General features: G+C 29.8%; 14 protein-coding genes and 2 tRNA genes. 9 read left to right on the top strand and 7 right to left on the bottom strand.

Going from position 1 to position 20129, the window contains the following annotated elements:
* Positions 1-1120: 1120 nt before the first annotated feature.
* From K0T98_RS01830 to thrS, 7 genes are all read right to left on the bottom strand, one after another.
* Positions 1121-1408: an integration host factor subunit alpha gene (locus tag K0T98_RS01830; protein ID WP_225639669.1), complete on the bottom strand. Its 288-nt coding sequence runs from the start codon at positions 1406-1408 to the stop codon at positions 1121-1123.
* Positions 1409-1412: 4 nt separating this feature from the next.
* A complete protein-coding gene (gene pheT / locus K0T98_RS01825; RefSeq protein WP_225639176.1) occupies positions 1413-3803 on the bottom strand; it encodes a phenylalanine--tRNA ligase subunit beta in 2391 nt (796 codons plus the stop codon).
* A gap of 12 nt (positions 3804-3815) precedes the next feature.
* Positions 3816-4799: a phenylalanine--tRNA ligase subunit alpha gene (gene pheS, locus K0T98_RS01820; RefSeq protein ID WP_225639175.1), complete on the bottom strand. Its 984-nt coding sequence runs from the start codon at positions 4797-4799 to the stop codon at positions 3816-3818.
* A gap of 958 nt (positions 4800-5757) precedes the next feature.
* Positions 5758-6114: a 50S ribosomal protein L20 gene (gene rplT, locus K0T98_RS01815; protein WP_225639174.1), complete on the bottom strand. Its 357-nt coding sequence runs from the start codon at positions 6112-6114 to the stop codon at positions 5758-5760.
* Positions 6115-6160: 46 nt separating this feature from the next.
* Positions 6161-6358, bottom strand: coding sequence for a 50S ribosomal protein L35 (gene rpmI, locus K0T98_RS01810; protein WP_225639173.1), 198 nt, complete (start codon positions 6356-6358; stop codon positions 6161-6163).
* 112 nt (positions 6359-6470) lie between these two features.
* Positions 6471-7010 carry a translation initiation factor IF-3 gene (gene infC, locus K0T98_RS01805; protein WP_225639668.1) on the bottom strand — a complete coding sequence of 180 codons (540 nt, stop codon included), beginning with the start codon at positions 7008-7010 and terminating at the stop codon, positions 6471-6473.
* Positions 7006-8943: a threonine--tRNA ligase gene (gene thrS / locus K0T98_RS01800; RefSeq protein ID WP_225639172.1), complete on the bottom strand. Its 1938-nt coding sequence runs from the start codon at positions 8941-8943 to the stop codon at positions 7006-7008. Before thrS ends, infC begins: the two co-directional genes overlap by 5 nt.
* A gap of 1835 nt (positions 8944-10778) precedes the next feature.
* Between thrS and greA the strand changes: the two genes are divergently transcribed.
* From greA to nusA, 9 genes are all read left to right on the top strand, one after another.
* The gene (gene greA, locus K0T98_RS01795) at positions 10779-11255 is read left to right on the top strand and encodes a transcription elongation factor GreA (RefSeq protein WP_225639171.1); all 477 of its coding nucleotides are present in this window, start codon (positions 10779-10781) and stop codon (positions 11253-11255) included.
* A gap of 480 nt (positions 11256-11735) precedes the next feature.
* On the top strand, positions 11736-12365 hold the full coding sequence (gene rlmE, locus K0T98_RS01790) for a 23S rRNA (uridine(2552)-2'-O)-methyltransferase RlmE (RefSeq protein WP_225639667.1): 630 nt from the start codon (positions 11736-11738) through the stop codon (positions 12363-12365).
* Positions 12366-12413: 48 nt separating this feature from the next.
* On the top strand, positions 12414-14360 hold the full coding sequence (ftsH, locus tag K0T98_RS01785) for an ATP-dependent zinc metalloprotease FtsH (RefSeq protein WP_225639170.1): 1947 nt from the start codon (positions 12414-12416) through the stop codon (positions 14358-14360).
* A 1452-nt stretch (positions 14361-15812) separates the two neighbouring features.
* Complete coding sequence (gene glmM / locus K0T98_RS01780) at positions 15813-17150, top strand: phosphoglucosamine mutase (RefSeq protein WP_225639169.1); 1338 nt, start codon at positions 15813-15815, stop codon at positions 17148-17150.
* A gap of 175 nt (positions 17151-17325) precedes the next feature.
* Complete coding sequence (gene secG, locus K0T98_RS01775) at positions 17326-17631, top strand: preprotein translocase subunit SecG (protein ID WP_225639168.1); 306 nt, start codon at positions 17326-17328, stop codon at positions 17629-17631.
* A gap of 114 nt (positions 17632-17745) precedes the next feature.
* Positions 17746-17832, top strand: a tRNA-Leu gene (locus tag K0T98_RS01770).
* Positions 17833-17896: 64 nt separating this feature from the next.
* Positions 17897-17973, top strand: a tRNA-Met gene (locus K0T98_RS01765).
* 189 nt (positions 17974-18162) lie between these two features.
* Positions 18163-18615, top strand: coding sequence for a ribosome maturation factor RimP (gene rimP / locus K0T98_RS01760; protein ID WP_225639167.1), 453 nt, complete (start codon positions 18163-18165; stop codon positions 18613-18615).
* Between the two features lie 21 nt (positions 18616-18636).
* Positions 18637-20118 carry a transcription termination factor NusA gene (nusA, locus tag K0T98_RS01755; RefSeq protein ID WP_225639166.1) on the top strand — a complete coding sequence of 494 codons (1482 nt, stop codon included), beginning with the start codon at positions 18637-18639 and terminating at the stop codon, positions 20116-20118.
* Positions 20119-20129: the final 11 nt, after the last annotated feature.

Genomic DNA, 20129 nt, shown 5'->3' with positions numbered 1-20129 from the left:
TATATTCTATATAAAATAAATTCACTAAATTTTATAAAAATATTATATCTTAATTTAAATAGTATTTATTACAATAAAATAATCTATCCTTAATTAATAAATTAATAATTTATAGGTTTCCTATAAATTATATATATCTATACATCATTTCTAAATATATACTCTATTAAGAGTACATATTTACTTTTGTATTATATTTAGGATTATAAATACACTGTTTGTTTTTTGTATTTTATTTATAAAAACTAATTTAATAAAATATTTAATATGAATAGTATAAATATTCTATATAATATTTATTTAATAAATTTTTTTACTTAATTAAGAAATACAATACAAAAATGTTTTATTAGGTAGTATAGCAATTGACCCCTTATAGAATAAGGTAATATAAATTAACTTAATATTATTATATAAAAATCTATTTCTGCTATAAAATAATTTAATAATTATTATTATTCTTTTTTTATTATATAATATATGTAAAGTAATATAGCAATTATTACAACTAACAGATCTATTCAAGATAAGATTATAAAATACAATAATGATAATTGAAATATTAAATAAGTATACTAAATCTATAATAATACTTTAAAATAAACTTACTACCTTAATGCTAATATTACAAATCTATTACTAGATTAAGTATATTAAAAATAGTATATTAAAAATAAGAAAAATAAAAACATAAATATTTTATATAAAATATGACAAATAAAATATTACTATTACTACTTCGTTAAAAATTACTAGTATTACTTAATTATCATTATATAAATTAATTTTACTAAGGCATTTATCCATCGTGTAAAATAAATGTCTCTATTTTATTTTACTAGTATATACACATTAGCTGAATCTAAAATCAATAAATTTTTAAATAAATATTATTATAAGTACTAATCTTCTTAAGATCTTATAATTACTATCTTATTATATAATCTTTTACTAAAATATTTAATAAGGTATTACATTTACTTTCTCTTAAGTAATTTATTTAATAACGCTATATGAATGAAATTCTACACATGTATCATACATATAATATTATATATTTACCTTGAACTTATCATCATAGAATAATGATTTTAAAAATTAAATATTACCTACTTTATAATCATAGTATTTTTTTGATACGACTTTTAAGTTTATATCCTGCATGAAATGTAACAACACGTCTCTCTTTAATTAAGATATCTTCTCCAGTTTTAGGATTACGCCCCGGTCTTTGTTTTTTGTCTCTTAAGATAAAATTACCAAATCCCGATAATGTTACTGACTCTCCTTTTCTTAAAGACTGCCTAATTTCTTTAAAAAATATTTCTACAAGATCTCTAGCATCTTTTTTGCTAAGTTTCATGCTTTTAAATAAATGTTCAGATATTTCAGCTTTATTAAGAGCAATCATTTTAATCCCTCAAGGAAGCTTTAAATCGATATTTTAATACTTGTACACATTTTGCTACAGCTGCAGTAATCTCCTGCTCTTTTAGAGTATGCGTAGTATCTTGAAATATTAGACTAATAGCTAAACTTTTATAACCATCAATAACAGTCTCACCATGATATACATCAAATAAGTTTACATCAACTAATTGGTTTATACCAACTCTTCTACACTCTAATAAAACATCTTCTGCAGGAATATTTTCATCTATTACAATAGAAATATCACGACGATTTGGTGGATAACGAGAAATGTGGAGAGATTTAGGAATGCGACGTTTTGCAATAGCTTGCAACTCTATTTCAAATATTACTGTACGACCATTAAGATCTAGTTTGCGTTCTAGAGCAGGGTGTACAACACCAATAAACCCAACGAGAATTCCTGATAAATAAATTGCTGCACTTTTTCCAGGATGTAAAGCAGGGTGAGTTTTTGCTTTGAATTGAAATTCATTCATATTGCAAGTTAAATCTAAAATAGATTCTAGATCTCCTTTAAGATCGTAAAAATCTACAATCTTATTCTCAAAATTCCAATGTTCTTTATACTGATTACCAGTAATTACACAAGCTAACATAGCTTCCTGACGCACACCTAAATTAGCAGTAGTATTAGGAATAAAGCGTAAACCAGTTTCAAATAAACGTACACGTGATTCCTGACGATGCTGATTATGTACCACAACAGATAGAAGTCCCGTCCACAAAGATACACGCATTGCCGACATTTCGGGAGAAATAGGACTGAGTATACTTAAAGATTCTTCAGAAGGATGAAGTAAATTTTGAATTTTAGGATCGACAAAACTGTATGTAATGACTTCCTGATAACCACGATCTGCGAGCATAGTTTTTACACGCTGCAGTGGAAGATTATCTTCATTATTTTTAGTCATCATCAATTCAACTTTAATTGGTACATCTGGAATATTGTGATAACCATATACACGTGCAACTTTACTTATAATATTTTCTTCTATCTTAATATCGAAAGACCAGCTTGGTGCTACCACTTGCCATGTATCTTTAGTAAAGATAACTTTACAGCCCAGACGTTTTAGAATGTCTGTTACCTGGTCATCTACTATATGATAACCAATTAAACGATCTAATTTTGCACGTCGTAATATAATAGTTGGGTATTTTGGTAACATTACTTCATTGGTAATCTCAATCACAGGACCTGCCTGTCCACCACAGATATTAATTAGTAAGCTAGTTGCGCGTTCCATTGCCTTAGCTTGAATATATGGATCTACACCACGTTCATAGCGATGAGAAGCATCTGTATGTAAACACTGACGACGTGCACGCCCAATAATATAGGATGGATTAAAATAGGCACACTCTAATAATACATCATTAGTTACCATATTGATACAGGAGTATGCACCTCCCATAATACCTCCCATAGCAAGTATTTTTTCCTGGTCGGCAATAACTAATGTATCTGCTGATAGCGTTACTTCGTTACCATTTAATAGAATTATTTTTTCATTCTCCTGCTTAGCCATACGTATTACTATACCGCCTTTAATAAGATTTAAATCAAAAGCATGTATAGGTTGTCCTAGTTCAATTAGGACATAATTAGTTACATCGATAATAGGATTAATAGATCTAATACCACTACGACGCAATTTTTCACGCATCCACAATGGAGTGCTCGATGTTAAATTAATATTTTTAACTACACGGCTTAAATAACGTGGACAAGCTTCTATTGCTTCAACTTTTACTGGTAATGTATCGTTAATTGTTGTAGGTACAACTTTTATTAGTGGTTCATTTAAAGACATATTATTATGTATTGCAACATCACGAGCTATACCAATAATACTTAAGCAATCAGCACGATTTGGTGTTACATTAATTTCTATAGTATTATCATGAAGCTGCAAATACTCACGTATATTTATTCCTATAGGTGCATCCATTGGTAATTCTATAATACCATTATCATTTTCTGAAATACCTAGGTGAGTAAATGAGCACAGAATACCTTGAGATAGTACTCCATGTATTTGAATATTTTTAATTCTATCCCCATTTGATAGGGTAGAACCTATAGTTGCAACCGCAACTTTTAGGTCTTTTCGACAATTAGGTGCCTCACATACTATATCTAAAATTTTATCTTTACCAATATCAACTTTTGTTATCCATATTTTATCTATATTTGGATGATGATTACATAAAATAACTTTACCTACAAAAACTCCATAAAATTCACTAGCAACTGATTTTATAGAATCTACTTCAAGACCGGCCATAGTAATTTGTTCTAATAGTACCTCACTACTAATAGCTGGATTAACCCATTCGCGCAGCCATAACTCACTAAATTTCATTTTATTACTCATTTATTTAAACTGTTTTAGAAAACGTAGATCATTTTCAAAGAATGCACGTAGATCAGTAATACTGTAGCGAAGCATCGTTAAACGCTCTATGCCCATACCAAATGCAAAGCCATAGTACATATCCGGGTCAATACCTACATTTAACAGTACTTGAGGGTGAACCATACCACAACCTAATACTTCCATCCATTTACTATTTTCACGCATAATATCTATTTCTACTGAAGGTTCAGTGAATGGGAAATAGGAAGGACGAAAACGAATATGCATATCTTCCTCAAAAAAATTTTTTATACATGCATGCATAGTCCATTTTAAATTAGTAAAACTAATATATTTATCAATAATTAAACCTTCCATTTGATGAAACATTGGAGTATGAGTACAATCATAATCGTTACGATACACACGACCCGGGGAAATAATCCTAATTGGAGGATGATGTTTTTTAAGGGTACGAATTTGTATGTTAGAGGTCTGGGTACGCAGTAGACGCTCCGTATCAAACCAAAAGGTATCATGGTTATGACGTGCTGGATGATGCACAGGAATATTTAAAGCATCAAAATTATGATAGCAATCCTCAATCTCTGGTCCAGTTTCAACGATAAATCCCAGTTTATTAAAAAATGCCTCAATACGTTCTATAGTACGAGTGATAGGGTGAACATTACCCGTATCCATACGACGACCAGGAAGAGAGACATCGATATTATCCTTAACTATAGAAGTGTTAATCGATGTTGATTCTAAATCTAATTTACGAGCATATATAGCATCTTTGACTTCTTTTTTAGCTTGATTAATTATAGTACCAGTTATGGGGCGTTCTTTGATTGGTAAATCACGTAGTAGCCTCATTTTGAGTGTTAAAAAACCCTTTTTACCCAGAAATGCAATACGTAAGTTATTTAACGTAGTTATATCTTGGGCATTTTTTATAGCTACCTTTATTTGAGTAACTAAGTCCGCGAGATGTCGCATATATTTCCTCTTTTTCTAACTAAATTATCAAATTAAATTAATTTACCTTTATATTTTTAAGTGGATTATAATAGACATAAAATCTACTGTAGTGTAGCATGGCTCTATGCTATAAAATTATTTTACCCTTTATTAGGGTGTAGTTAATGTTTATTAAAGAAAGTGATAAAGATTTATGTCTATTTTTTTACCCATATTTTGAATTTTTTAAAATACTATTTATTAATTACTATATTTTAATAGGTATTTTCAATCATCTCATAAATTTTAGATAGATCAATGTCTTTATGTAATCGACTTGATCTTCTGTTCAGAAGAGCTATATATTATTATATAAATATAATTTTACTTCTATAAAAAATTATGATAGTAAATATACTTATAAGAGAGGTTTTTTAGTAGAAGGGGGTGAGTAATTTAATTAAAGGATAGTATTTTTTAAGTAGTTTTCTTTGAAATATCTATTAGTTAGAAATACCATGTAGAAATAAATCTAGAATAAATCTAGTTTATGAAACATATCATTAGTAAGTTAGACTAGATTTTAGATGTAATACTTATTAGTTGTAATATTTTCATAGTATTTTCTCTCGTGCTTTAGCGACTACCAATAAGTATATAATTTTATAAAGTGTTTTAAATACGTGATATATTAATTTTAATGATACCTAATTATTGTAATTAGGTTTCTAAGAGAAATATATAAAGATTTATCTATATTTATTAATATTATGTTATATGTATATAAAATACAGATATTTGTAATAAAGTAATATTAATACTTATTAATTATCATAACTTTATAAGTAATGTTAATAATTATATTAAAATAATTTAGGCAATGCTAATTTATATATTTTATTTAAAAGTTTTATGTTTTTATATTATCTAGTTTATAACTAAATAATATAAAATTTAGATAAGAGAAAGTATAGAATCTTTCTCTTATCTTGGTAAATCACACTAACGCAAGTTTTGCTTTTTCTACAAGAGTAGAAAAAGTTTCTGTATCTAATACAGCGACGTCAGATAATATTTTACGATCTATTTCAATAGAAGCCTTTTTAAGACCATTAATAAAATAACTATACGATATACCATTTTGACGTGCAGCTGCATTAATCCGTGAAATCCACAACCTACGGAATTGACGTTTACGTTGACGACGATCACGATAAGCATACTGACCCGCTTTAATTACTGCCTGTAAAGCAACGCGATATACACGTGAACGAGCACCATAGTAGCCTTTTGCTTGCTTTATAACTTTTTTGTGGCGTGTTAGTGCAATTACACCACGTTTTACGCGAGCCATATATACTTTCCTTAATCCTTAATCTTGATTTAAATACGGTTAACACTTATGCATGTGGCAAACACGCTACAACTAAGCCTATATCCCCTTTGGATATTTGTCCTTTTGGTCGTAAGTTACGTTTACGTTTAGTGGATTTTTTAGTTAAAATATGACGCAAGTTTGCATGTTTATACTTAAAACCACCACTGGCAGTTTTCTTAAATCTTTTAGCTGCTCCACGCACAGTTTTCATCTTTAGCATTTCGATTTCCACTCCGCATTGGTTAATTATATACATTGGTGATTAATTTTACATTCGCTACATAGCTATAAATCATTTAGCTGATAGTATTTGAATTGATCAAATAAATTTATTATTTCTTTTTAGGCGAGAGTATCATAATCATTTGACGACCTTCAATCTTTGAAGGGAAAGATTCAACTACTGTCAGTTCACTAAGATCTTGTTTGACGCGATGTAATACTTCTATACCAATCTGTTGGTGAACAATTTCACGTCCACGAAAACGAAGGGTTATTTTAACTTTATCTCCATTTTTAAGAAAGCGAATTAAACTACGAAGTTTTACCTGGTAGTCGCTATCATCAGTTCTAGGTCTAAATTTAATCTCTTTAATTTGAATAATTTTTTGTTTTTTCTTCTGTTCTTTAATTGCTTTGCTCTTTTCATAGAGGAATTTTCCGTAATCCATTATTCGACAAACTGGTGGTTCGGCATTGGGACTAATTTCTACTAAATCAACTCCCAATATCTCAGCTTTTGTTAAAGCTTCATTAAGACTAACAATACCTATCTGCTCGCCATTAATACCTGCTAAACGAACTTCTGGGACACGAATTTCTCGGTTGATACGATTAGAACGTACTGGTTGAACTCTTTTTCCGCCTTTAATAACTTGATTCCTCTATTTGGTGAAGACTACGGCTACAAATCTCTTCTTGCAGCCTTTTAATAACTTCATTAATATCCATATTTCCTAAATCTTTATTACGACGTGTACGAACAGCCACTTTATAAGATTTTACTTCTTTATCTCCACAAATAAATATATAAGGGATTCGACGTAATGTATGCTCACGAATTTTAAAACCTATTTTCTCATTTCTTAGGTCTGATTTAGCACGAATACCAGAATCTTGTAGCTTTTTAGTTAATTTATGAGCATAATCAGCTTGTGTATCAGTAATATTTATTACTTGTACCTGTACCGGTGCTAACCAAGTAGGATAGTAACCATTATATTCTTCAGTCAATATACCTATAAAACGTTCCATTGAGCCAAGAATCGCGCGGTGAATCATTACTGGTACTAAGCGTTTATTTTTTTCATCTATATAAGATGCGTTTAAACGACCAGGTAAAGAAAAATCTAGCTGTACAGTACCACATTGCCATGCACGATCCAAACAATCATGTAATGTAAACTCAATTTTAGGGCCATAAAAAGCTCCTTCACCAATTTGGTATTCAAACTGAATACTATTTGCTTGCAGAGCCTGAGTTAAAGATTCTTCTGCACGATCCCATACTTCATTGCTTCCTATACGTTTTTGGGGACGAGTAGATAACTTGACTAATATCTTTTTAAAACCAAAGATACTATATATTTCATAAAGCATCTTAATACAGCCATTAACTTCATCAGGTATTTGCTTTTCAGTACAAAAAATATGTGCATCATCTTGAGTAAAGCTACATAAACGCATCAGTCCATGTAAAGCACCCGATGGTTCATTACGATGGCAGATACCAAACTCACTAATACGTACTGGTAAATCACGATAAGACTTTATACCTTTATTAAAAATAAGAACATGTCCAGGACAATTCATAGGTTTAATGCAATATTCATGGTTTTCTGTAGAAGTGATGAACATTGCATGTCTATAATGCTCCCAGTGTCCAGTGTGCTCCCATAATACATTGTTCATCATGAATGGACTTTTTACTTCTTGATAATGATATTCTTTTAGCTTAACACGCATAAATTTTTCTAGTTCATTAAATATTGTCAATCCATCATTATGCCAGAAAACCATTCCAGGACATGTCTCTTGCATATGATATAAGTCTAACTGTATACCAATTTTGCGGTGATCACGTTTTTTAGCTTCTTCAAGACTCTTTAGGTAAGTATTTAACTGCTTATTATCTGCCCAGGCAGTACCATATATACGCTGTAAAAAATTATTCTTATTATTTCCACGCCAATAAGTGCCAGATAATTTATGTAATTTAAAGTGATGACAAAAACCCGTATGAGGTACATGCGGCCCACGACACATATCAATATATTCTTCATGATGGTATAAGTTTAGATCTTTATTATGATCTATATTCTCTTTTAAAATAGCTATTTTATATGGCTCTTGACGTGTTTCAAAGATCTTGCAGGCTTCTTGCCATCTTACTCTCTTTTTTAAAATATTATAATTTTTATCTGCTAATTCATGCATACGTTTGTTAAGTAACTTAATATCTTCCAGAGTGAGGGTGTAATTAAGATCGACATCATAATAAAAACCCTTATCTATCACTGGACCAATAGCCATTTTAGTGTCTGGCCATAATTGTTTGATTGCATGACCTAAGAGGTGTGCGCAGGAATGACGAATAATGTCTAGACCTTCTTGATCTTTTGCAGTAATAATGTATACGATAGCATCGGCGGTAATAACATCACAAGCATCTATTAACTCACCGTTTACACGACCTGCAATACAATATTTCCCCAAGTTAGGTGAGATATTTATAGCTAAGTCTATTACTGATATAGATTCGTAAAATTTACGCTTACTACCGTTAGGTAGAGTAATAACAGGCATGTATATTTCCTTACTATGCATCCAATATCCATAAGATATATTGTATAATATATATTTATAAATATTTTTACTGCAATTTTTAATTGTTCTCCAAAATATTAATCCTTACATATAAGTACTGTATACTTATTACTACTCCCATCAATTTATAATTTATATAACACATAATTTCTTTAGTATTTATAATGAAATAATAAAAAAATTATACATATAATATCCCAACAAAAAACTTGTAATTATTTTAAATAATAAAACTAGCAATAGTAAAATATTTAATGAATTTACACATGATTTTGAGTATAGAGTATTTGATGATCGTTAAGATATTAACTTATTTATAAGTAATGGATAAAAAGTGTGTATATTAATATATAGTATTAAAGTATTAAAGTATTAAAGTATTAAAGTATTAAAGTATTAAAGTATTAAAGTATTAAAGTATTAAAGTTATCATAAAACTATTACTAGTGCAATTCTAATTTATAGATAAAATATATAAATTAAATTAATTCTTTTCTTAACCATAAATCAACTAATTTAAAAATAGCAGTAAAATAGCATTATTCTCTTCTAAATATAGAGTGATAAATTATTAACACAAAATCAATATAATATTTATATAAAAGATAACTGAAGCAGTACTATTTTCTATATTTAGGGTAAATATATTATTTTGATTACCCTATAAAAGATTAATCAAGTTTTTCTTGAAAAATACTATTAGTAATGATACAGATATATTGTAAAGTCTTCTTTATCTATTTTTTTATAGTAGTTAAATACTATTTAGTAAAATATATTTGAAATATATACTATCTCTACTATATTTGCTAAATTTATTATACTTTATACTCTTAACTACATAAAAAGATATTTAATTTTAAATTATATAATAATTATTATGAATATATAATATACCTAAAATTATAATATTATTTTTACTAGAAAAATATAAAGTTATTATCTCTTAAAATATATTAAAAAATAAAGATCTAGCAGAAATATTTTTATATAATGAATTATACTTAATAGTATTCAATAGAGTTTTAAGTGATATAGTAAATGATATATCCTTAGTAATTCCAAGCAAATTAACATACTAAATCACCGATTACTTATAATAATAGAATACAGAAAAATTACATAATAAGTAAAATAGTTTTAATTAAAAAACACCTTCAAAGTATGATTGAAAATATTTACTAATGTTATATTGATTTTTAAAAACCTCATAAAATATAAAAGATACTTATTTTAAAAATAGTAGCAAATCCTAAATTTCTTATTTAGAAATTTATATCTATTAAATATTAAAGTAGAATATCTCTATTATAGATCTCATTCTAATAATATTGTAATTATATATATTAAGTTTATTAAAATTTTCATAAACATTATTGAAGATATGAAAAATAAAATATAACCATTCTATTTTATATAGGTAAAAAATATTTGATTGAATGATAAATAATTTAATTATAATAATTTAAGTAATATTGGTTATATATAGTTATAACGAATTTTTTAGAGGTATAATATAGAGAAAAAGATTATAATCTTATTATATACCGATAGTTAAGTCTTGCGATATAAAGAACAATAATTTGCTAGTATACCTATTAATGTAACAGTGTTAATCTATAACTAACTATCTATCTATCAATAAAATTACATATTACTATACAATATCCATCTAATTTATTGCTATCTACTTAGTAAGACTCAAGTTAAAGACATATTTTACGTACTTGTATTCCGATTGTTTCGGACCAATATTACATGCACAAGAACATGAGGTAACTGAGTAAAATATAGATAAAGGTAACTAATTATTTATGAATAAAATTCCTATGACGTTACGTGGTGCAAAAAAACTACGTGAAGAATTAAAATACTTAAAAAGCACTCGTCGTCCAAAAATTATTTCTGATATCTCAAATGCACGAGAACACGGTGATCTCAAAGAAAATGCTGAATATCTTGCTGCTCGTGAACAGCAAGGATTCTGTGAAGGTAGAATTCAGAAAATCGAAGATCAGCTATCTAACGCAAATATAATTGATATTACCAAGATTCCATATACAGGTCGCGTTATTTTTGGTTGTACTGTCAGTGTTAAAAATTTTGATACTTTAGATAAACAAACCTATTCTATTGTAGGAGATGATGAGGCTAATTGTAAAGAAAATCGCATTTCTATACATTCCCCCATTGCTCGTGGTTTAATCGATAAAGAAAGAGGTGATATAGTAACCATTCAAACCCCAGGGGGTAAAGTTGCATTTGAAATACTGAAGGTTGAGTATATTTAATATTTTCAATATTATAATAAAATATATTAAAACTCATTATGATTTTAAAGATTAAAATATCCGTGTATATAATGTATTTTTGATAACAAAGAGTTAAATATAACAATAAATTAAACTTGCATATTAGCTTAGACAGTAAAATATATACACTATATTCTAGTATACTTTACCCTACTTTTTGAATAAGGAATAAGATTATTAATATTATTATTTTTTAAAGGTAGTTTTTACTTTATAATACTACAAAGTACAACAACTTATTTTATTGTAACTTGAAAATACTTCTATTTTATATAGCACATATATATTATATGACTGATATTTAAAATGTTATGTTATTGTATAATTACTGTGTATTTAATTAATGTGAGATTGAAAAAGCAGATTATGCCGCCACTTTTAATATTTATAATCAGTTTTTATTTTCTATGTTATTCAAAATTACTTAGTAGATAAAATTGTAGTTTATGAGAATACATAATAATGGGTAAAAAATATTCTGCTAGTTCTAAGCGTTGGATGCATGAACACTTTAGCGATAAATATGTAATGCAAGCACAAAAACAAAAACTTCGTTCTCGTGCTTGGTTTAAACTTTGTGAAATACAAAAAACTGATAAATTATTACAAACTGGTATGACTGTTATTGACTTAGGTGCTGCGCCTGGTGGGTGGTCACAGTATATATCTACACAAATAGGTAGTAGAGGGCGAGTAATCGCCAGCGATATTCTTCCTATGAATCCTATTATAGGTGTAGATTTTTTACAGGGTGATTTTCGTGATGAATTAGTTTTTCAAACGTTAATTGATTACTTAGGTAAAGACAGAGTACATGTTGTAATGTCAGATATGGCACCTAATATCAGTGGTACTCTATTAGTAGATATTATGCATTCAATGCATCTTGTTGAGTTAGCCCTTGGAATAGCTAAAAAAGTATTAATACCTGGTGGTAGTTTTTTGGTAAAAATATTTCAGGGAGAAGGATTTGACGAATACCTCACACAAATTCGCTTATTGTTTACGAAGGTTAAAATTCGTAAACCTAATGCATCCCGCGTGCGTTCTAAGGAAGTATACATCGTAGCGACAGGGCGAAAAATATAATCCCCCTGATGCTTTTTGTTAAAACAGTCGTAATATGAGGTTAATCCCTTGAGTGACATAGCGAAAAACCTAATCATTTGGTTGGTCATTGCAGTAGTATTAATGTCCTTATTCCAAAATTTTGGGTCCAGCGAGTCGAGTACCCGTAGGATTGATTATTCTACGTTCCTCACTGAAGTTAATCAGGATAAAGTACGAGAAGTCCGTATAAGCGGGCGTGAAATTAACGTTATAAAGAAAGATAGTAGTAAATATACGACTTATATTCCTACAAATGATCCAAAAATGTTGGATTCATTATTAACAAAGAATGTAAAAGTAGTTGGTGAGCCACCTGAAGAACCAAGCTTGCTAACTTCTATTTTTATTTCCTGGTTTCCAATGTTTTTATTAATTGGAGTGTGGATATTTTTTATGCGTCAAATGCAAGGAGGTGGCAAAGGTGCTATGTCGTTTGGTAAAAGCAAAGCTCGTATGCTTGTAGAGGATCAAATTAAAACTACATTTGCAGATGTTGCTGGTTGTGATGAAGCAAAAGAAGAGGTGTCAGAATTAGTTGATTATCTACGAGATCCAGGCCGTTTTCAGAAATTAGGTGGTAAAATACCTAAAGGTGTATTAATGGTTGGTCCTCCAGGTACTGGTAAAACCTTATTAGCTAAAGCAATTGCTGGTGAAGCTAAAGTACCCTTCTTTACTATTTCAGGCTCTGACTTTGTTGAAATGTTTGTTGGTGTAGGAGCATCACGTGTTCGTGATATGTTTGAACAAGCTAAAAAAACAGCGCCATGTATTATTTTTATTGATGAAATTGATGCAGTTGGTCGTCAACGTGGAGCTGGTTTAGGTGGTGGTCACGATGAACGTGAACAGACTCTGAACCAGATGCTGGTTGAAATGGATGGTTTTGAAGGTAATGAAGGTGTTATAGTTATCGCAGCAACTAATCGTCCTGATGTACTTGATCCTGCATTACTACGCCCAGGACGTTTCGATCGTCAGGTTTTTGTGGGTTTACCAGATGTACGAGGTCGTGAACAAATTTTAAAAGTGCATATGCGTCGTGTACCTTTAGCGATTGATCTTGATGCTTCCGTTATCGCGCGTGGTACACCAGGTTTTTCTGGAGCTGATTTGGCTAACTTAGTTAATGAAGCAGCACTATTTGCAGCGCGTAATGATAAAAGAGTTGTCTCTATGGTTGAGTTTGAAAAAGCTAAAGATAAGATCATGATGGGTGCAGAGCGCCGTTCTATGGTTATGACGGAGGAACAGAAAGAATCTACTGCATACCATGAAGCTGGACATGCAATTATAGGTCGTCTCGTTCCTGAGCATGACCCAGTACATAAAATAACTATAATTCCACGAGGTCGTGCATTAGGTGTAACTTTTTTTCTACCACAGGGTGATGCTATTAGTTATACTAGACAAAAACTAGAAAGCATGATTTCTGTCGCTTACGGCGGTCGTTTGGCAGAAGAACTTATTTACGGTATTAAAAAAGTTTCTACTGGCGCATCACAAGATATTAAACAAGCAACAACAATAGCTCGTAATATGGTCACTCAATGGGGATTTTCAGAAAAACTAGGACCATTATTATATTCAGAGGAAGAAGGAGAGGTTTTTTTGGGACGTACTGTTTCTAAATCTAAGCATATGTCTAATGAAACTGCACGGATTATTGATCAGGAAGTAAAAGCTTTAATTGAACGAAATTATATACGTACTCGTAATTTACTGGAAGAAAATATAGATATTATGCATGCAATGAAAGATGCATTAATGAAATATGAAACTATTGATGCTCCACAAGTTGATGATTTAATGGCTCGTCGTAAAGTTCGTCCACCTCATGGATGGGAAGAAGAAAAAAATAATAATACAGAAACATTAATGACTTCTGATAATTCATCAGAAAGTAAATCAAAAGAAAATTTGAATACGTCTTCTGAAGATATAAGTTCTACTAGAAGTAATAAGGAAAAATAATCATATATAAGAACATTTTTCATTATGGGAGTGAGTTGATTCATCTCAATATTAGCGAACTTATCCGTATGTTTGAATTAGTAAATATACTATAATCTATTTAATTACTTAAATTTTAATAAAATATATATAATTTGAATACATAAATACTTAATTAAAGTAATTTGATACAGCATTATGTGCATGCTAGTATATATTAAGATTAATAATAATTATTAGAATATTATTCTTTTTTTTAATTTAAAATAATAGCTAAAAAATAATCATATTGTAAATTCTAATTCATCATGCAGAATTATTATTCTGATAAACTTAACTAAATGTCTCATTAAATAGCCTTTAGGAGCTACATTTTACTATTACAGTGAAGAATATATACAAACCATTTAAAATAAAAGTATATTTATAAAATATAAATCATTCAGTGCAATTACTAAAATATTAAAACTATTAACAATTTAACTATAAAAAAATAATTAAATATGCAATAATTATGATTGCACTTATTCATAGTGATCATCTAAAGATAATAGATATAATTTAATATTAAATTATTTACGTAATACTCTATCAGTATAAAGTATAATTTTTATACTGTAAATTGTATTGTAGGTAAGACGGTATAATAATAAAATAAAATTTATAATTCGTAATATTAATATGAAATATTTTCAATGCGGAGAAATAAACTAAGCTAGAGACATCATAACATTTATACTAGAAACAATTTAGAAGTATTGTATAATAAATTAAACAGAATATTTACGGTGCTATATTAAAATAATATAAATATAACCACTACTCATCTCCCAGTAAAAAGTAAGTAGGATATGATAATATATAATAGATAGTTATAAGCTTATCCAAAGCTCAGTTTAGTATCTGTATTGAGTTTGATTAAAGTACTGTACTACTCAATACAATGCCATACTTATTTATTGCGATGGTAAATACAACTAAAAAAATTTAAAACTCTATTAGTGTAGAAAAAATGTAATAGGATATTCTTATAATGTATAGAGGTTCTTGTATATGATACCTAATATATTACTATAATTTTGATATCTGTATTGCGCTAACTACTTCGCAAAATAAGTTATTATATATAATATTCTTTTTATACCGCTCGTCAATAGTATTTTACTATTTATAATGGTCTAATACTGCTTAAGGTATTTATTAGAGTGATTAATAAATAACTGGTTCATCCTAGATATTTAAAATATTTTAGCACTCTTTACTTCTATTATACAGAGCATGTAATTATATAGTTAATTAGCTACTTAAATAAATTTTCATATAACACTGAGTTATTCATAAACTTATGCGCATAATTTTTTAAATACAAGATAAGAAAAGAGATTAGATTATTCTAATCTATTAAATAAAACTAGATAGTAAAAGTAGTATATATCATTGAAGTTGTACCTTTGTTAAAGAAGAATAAAATTGATGAGCGAACGCAAATATTTCGGTACAGATGGTATCCGCGGTAAAGTAGGTGACCACCTAATAAATCCTGATTTTATGTTAAAGTTAGGTTGGGCTGCTGGTAAAGTTTTAGCTAGAAATGATTCACGTAAAATTATCATTGGTAAAGATACACGTATTTCTGGTTATATGCTTGAATATGCATTAGAAGCTGGTTTATCTGCTGCTGGATTGTCATCCTCTTTTACTGGGACCATACCAACTCCAGCAGTTGCGTATTTAACCCGTACTTTACGTGCTGAAGCTGGTATCGTTATTTCTGCTTCACATAATCCATATTATGATAATGGTATTAAATTTTTTTCTATTTATGGCACTAAACTATCAGATAAAGTTGAAGAAGCTATTGAAGCAGCAATGGAAAAACCACTTACTTGTGTATCATCCGCTGAATTAGGTAAAGCTAACCTTATTATGGATGCTGCTAGTCGTTATATTGAATTCTGTAAAAGTACTTTCCCTACTAGTCTTAGTATGAACGGTTTAAAGATTGTTGTAGACTGTGCTAATGGAGCTACCTATCACATAGCACCAAATGTTCTATTTGAATTAGGTGCAACGGTTATTAAGATAGGATGTGAACCAAATGGAATGAATATTAACAAGGCATGTGGTTCTACTGATATTCGCCAATTACAAGAGAGAGTATTAGCAGAAAAAGCAGATATAGGCTTAGCTTTTGACGGTGACGGTGATAGAGTTATCATGGTTGATCATTTAGGTAATAAATTCAATGGTGATCAGATTCTATATCTGATAGTAAATGAAAATTTATGTCAGGGTAATTTATATGGAGGTGCGGTAGGTACAATCATGAGTAATACAGGCTTAGAATTGGCTCTTAAACATATTGGGGTTCCATTTGCTCGCGCACAAGTAGGGGATCGTTATGTATTAGAAATGATGACAGCTAAAGGATGGCGTTTAGGGGCTGAAAATTCAGGGCATATAATTCTTCTTGACAAAACAACAACTGGTGACAGCATTATAGCTGGGCTACAAGTAATAGCTGCAATGATACGTAATCAAATGCCCCTGCATGATTTATGCAGTGATATGCATTTATTACCACAGGTTTTAATTAACATTAATTTTAGTGGAAATCATAATCCACTAAAAACAAAAAGCGTTCAAGATGTCACTGCAGCCGTTGAAGAACAACTTAATGGCCGGGGGCGTGTAGTTTTGCGTACATCTGGTACTGAGCCACTTATTCGTATCATGGTTGAGGGGGAAGATAATAGTAAGGTTACAGAAATGGCTCATCGTATCGCTGATAGTATTAAAGATGTTATGTAAGTTTAAAAGAAGAATAAACTTATTATCTTTTTAAAATTATATTATATAAATAAAAAATTATTCTTGCATAAAGACATTATATTTGTTATATTATATAAAATTTTTTATTATGTCCACTTTATATATTCTTTTATATAGAAAATATATAAAGTGGACAAGGAAGATAAATACTATTATGTATGAAGTTTTATTAATAATTTTCTTACTAATTTCTATAATTTTAGTTGTAATGATTATATTACAGCAAAGTAAAAGTTCTGATATAGGTATGTCATTTGGCACTGGAACATCTACTAATTTATTAAGCCCTAGCTGTTCTAGTAATTTTATTACTAGAACAATATCTATTTTAGCATTAACTTTCTTTGTACTTAGTCTTTTTTTAAATAATATAAGTAGACATCAGAGAAAAAATAGTAGTGTATGGGAAAAATTAAATACACCAATAAAAACCGAGTATTCCGTAACATCTAAAAAATAATAATTTTAAGGTAGAGATACTCAACATACATTCTATTAAATTAAAATTAGTAAGTAATAAAAATTAAATGTATATATTTTTTATAAATTTACTATATGTTGTAACTCTCGCACTACCGAGGTAGTGGAATTGGTAGACACGCTACTTTGAGGTGGTAGTGCCCTGTAGGGCGTACGGGTTCGAGTCCCGTCCTCGGTACCAATGATGACACATAACTTTTCTTTAAATATGTTATTCGAGAGGGTATTATATGTTACAATGATGCAGCGGGGTGGAGCAGCTTGGTAGCTCGTCGGGCTCATAACCCGAAGGTCGTCGGTTCAAATCCGACCCCCGCAACCAAATTTTTAAATACATTTATAAGTTAATATACACTTTTAAGTGTAGTTTTAAATGATGTTATCAACAGCACTGAATTCTCTCTGGAGTATACAGGGTACAGTTTAATAAAGCCCCGATTTTCGGGGTTTTTTATTATCTAACAACATAATAACTAGTGTATTTAGCCCTTTTATTATTTTAGGAGCATGATTGTCTATATTAAAAAATAAATTAACAGAAATTATTTCAACTCCTATTCAAACATTAGGTTTTGAATTTATAGGTATTCAATTTATTCGTAGTAGTAATTTAATATTACGTATCTACATAGATAATGAAAAAGGAATAAATGTTAATGATTGTGCTAATGTTAGCCATAAAATAAGTACTATTCTTAACGCTCAAGATCCAATTAGAGCTGAATATAACCTAGAAATATCATCTCCTGGTATTAATCGTCCAATGTTTACTCCTGCACACTATATTCGTTTTATGGGAGAAGAGGTTGTAATATTATTATTTATAGCTGTGCAAAAACATTATAGATGGCAAGGTATTATAAAAGATGTCAAATATGAGATGATTACCATCACTGTAGACGAAAAAGACCAAGTGTTCGCATTAAATAATATTAAAAATGCGAATTTAGTACCTCACTATTAAAGATTGAATGAGACCACTAGGATGAATAAAGAAATTCTAGCTGTTGTTGAAGCAGTTTCTAACGAAAAATCGCTTCCTCGCAAAAAAATTTTTGAAGCTCTTGAAACTGCATTGGCAGCTGCAACTAAGAAAAAATATGAACAAGAAATAGATGTTCGTGTTTGTATTAACCGCAAAACTGGTGATTTTGATACTTTTCGTCGCTGGATGATTGTTTATGAAGTCACTCAACCAACCAGGGAAATAACTATTGAAGCCGCTCAATTCGAAAATCCAAATTTAAAATTAGGTGAATATTTTGAAGATCAGATTGAGTCCGCGATCTTTGATCGTATTACCACTCAAACCGCAAAGCAGGTTATAGTACAAAAAGTAAGAGAAGCTGAACGATCTATGGTAATTGATGCATTTCGCAAATATCAAGGCGAAATAATAATGGGTATTGTCAAGAAAGTTAACAGAGATAATATCTTATTGGACCTAGGAAATAATGCTGAAGCTGTTATTACACGTGAAGATATGCTACCTCGTGAAAATTTACGTCCTGGTGACCGTATTAGGGGTGTATTGTATGACGTACGCCCAGAATCTCGCGGTGCTCAATTATATGTGAGCCGTTCCCGTCCAGAAATGCTAATAGAATTATTCCGTATTGAAGTTCCAGAAATTGGCGAAGAAGCTATAGAGATTAAAAACGCAGCACGTGATCCTGGTTCACGCGCAAAAATTGCAGTAAAAACTAAAGATAAACGAATAGATCCCATAGGAGCATGTGTTGGTATGAGAGGTGCTCGTGTTCAAGCTGTTTCTAGTGAACTTGGTGGTGAACGCATAGATATTGTATTATGGGATGATAATCCAGCGCAGTTTGTAATTAATGCAATGGCACCAGCTGAAGTGGCTTCTATTATTGTAGATGAAGATAAGCATACAATGGATATTGCGGTTGAAGCAAATAACTTAGCTCAGGCAATTGGACGTAATGGTCAAAATGTTCGTTTAGCAGCACAACTAAGTGGATGGGAATTAAACGTTATGACCGTTGATGATCTTCAGGCTAAACATCAAGCTGAGGCATATACAGCTATAGAGACATTTACTAAATATCTAGATATTGATAAAAATTTAGCTAATCTTCTCATTGAAGAAGGGTTATACACTCTAGAGGAGCTCGCATACATTCCTGAACAAGAACTTTTAGCTATTAATGGTTTAAATAAATATACGGTAGAGTCTTTGCGCGAACGTGCAAAAAATGCTTTAACTACTCTAGCATTAGCTCAGGAGGAAAGTTTAGGTAATCATAAACCAACTGAGGATTTATTAACTTTAGTAGGTATGGATCGTGTTACAGCTATCAAAATGGCTAATAATGGAATTTGTACTCTAGAAGATTTAGCTGAGCAAGGGATAGATGATTTAGCGGATATTGATGGTCTTAATAGTAAGAAGGCTGGCGCATTTATTATGGCTGCGCGCAATATTTGCTGGTTTAGCAAGTGAATAATAAACTG

The organism is Candidatus Profftia sp. (ex Adelges kitamiensis) (genome assembly GCF_020342455.1).
Taxonomy (GTDB): domain Bacteria; phylum Pseudomonadota; class Gammaproteobacteria; order Enterobacterales; family Enterobacteriaceae; genus Profftia.
This window is presented reverse-complemented; position numbering and strand designations above follow the sequence as displayed.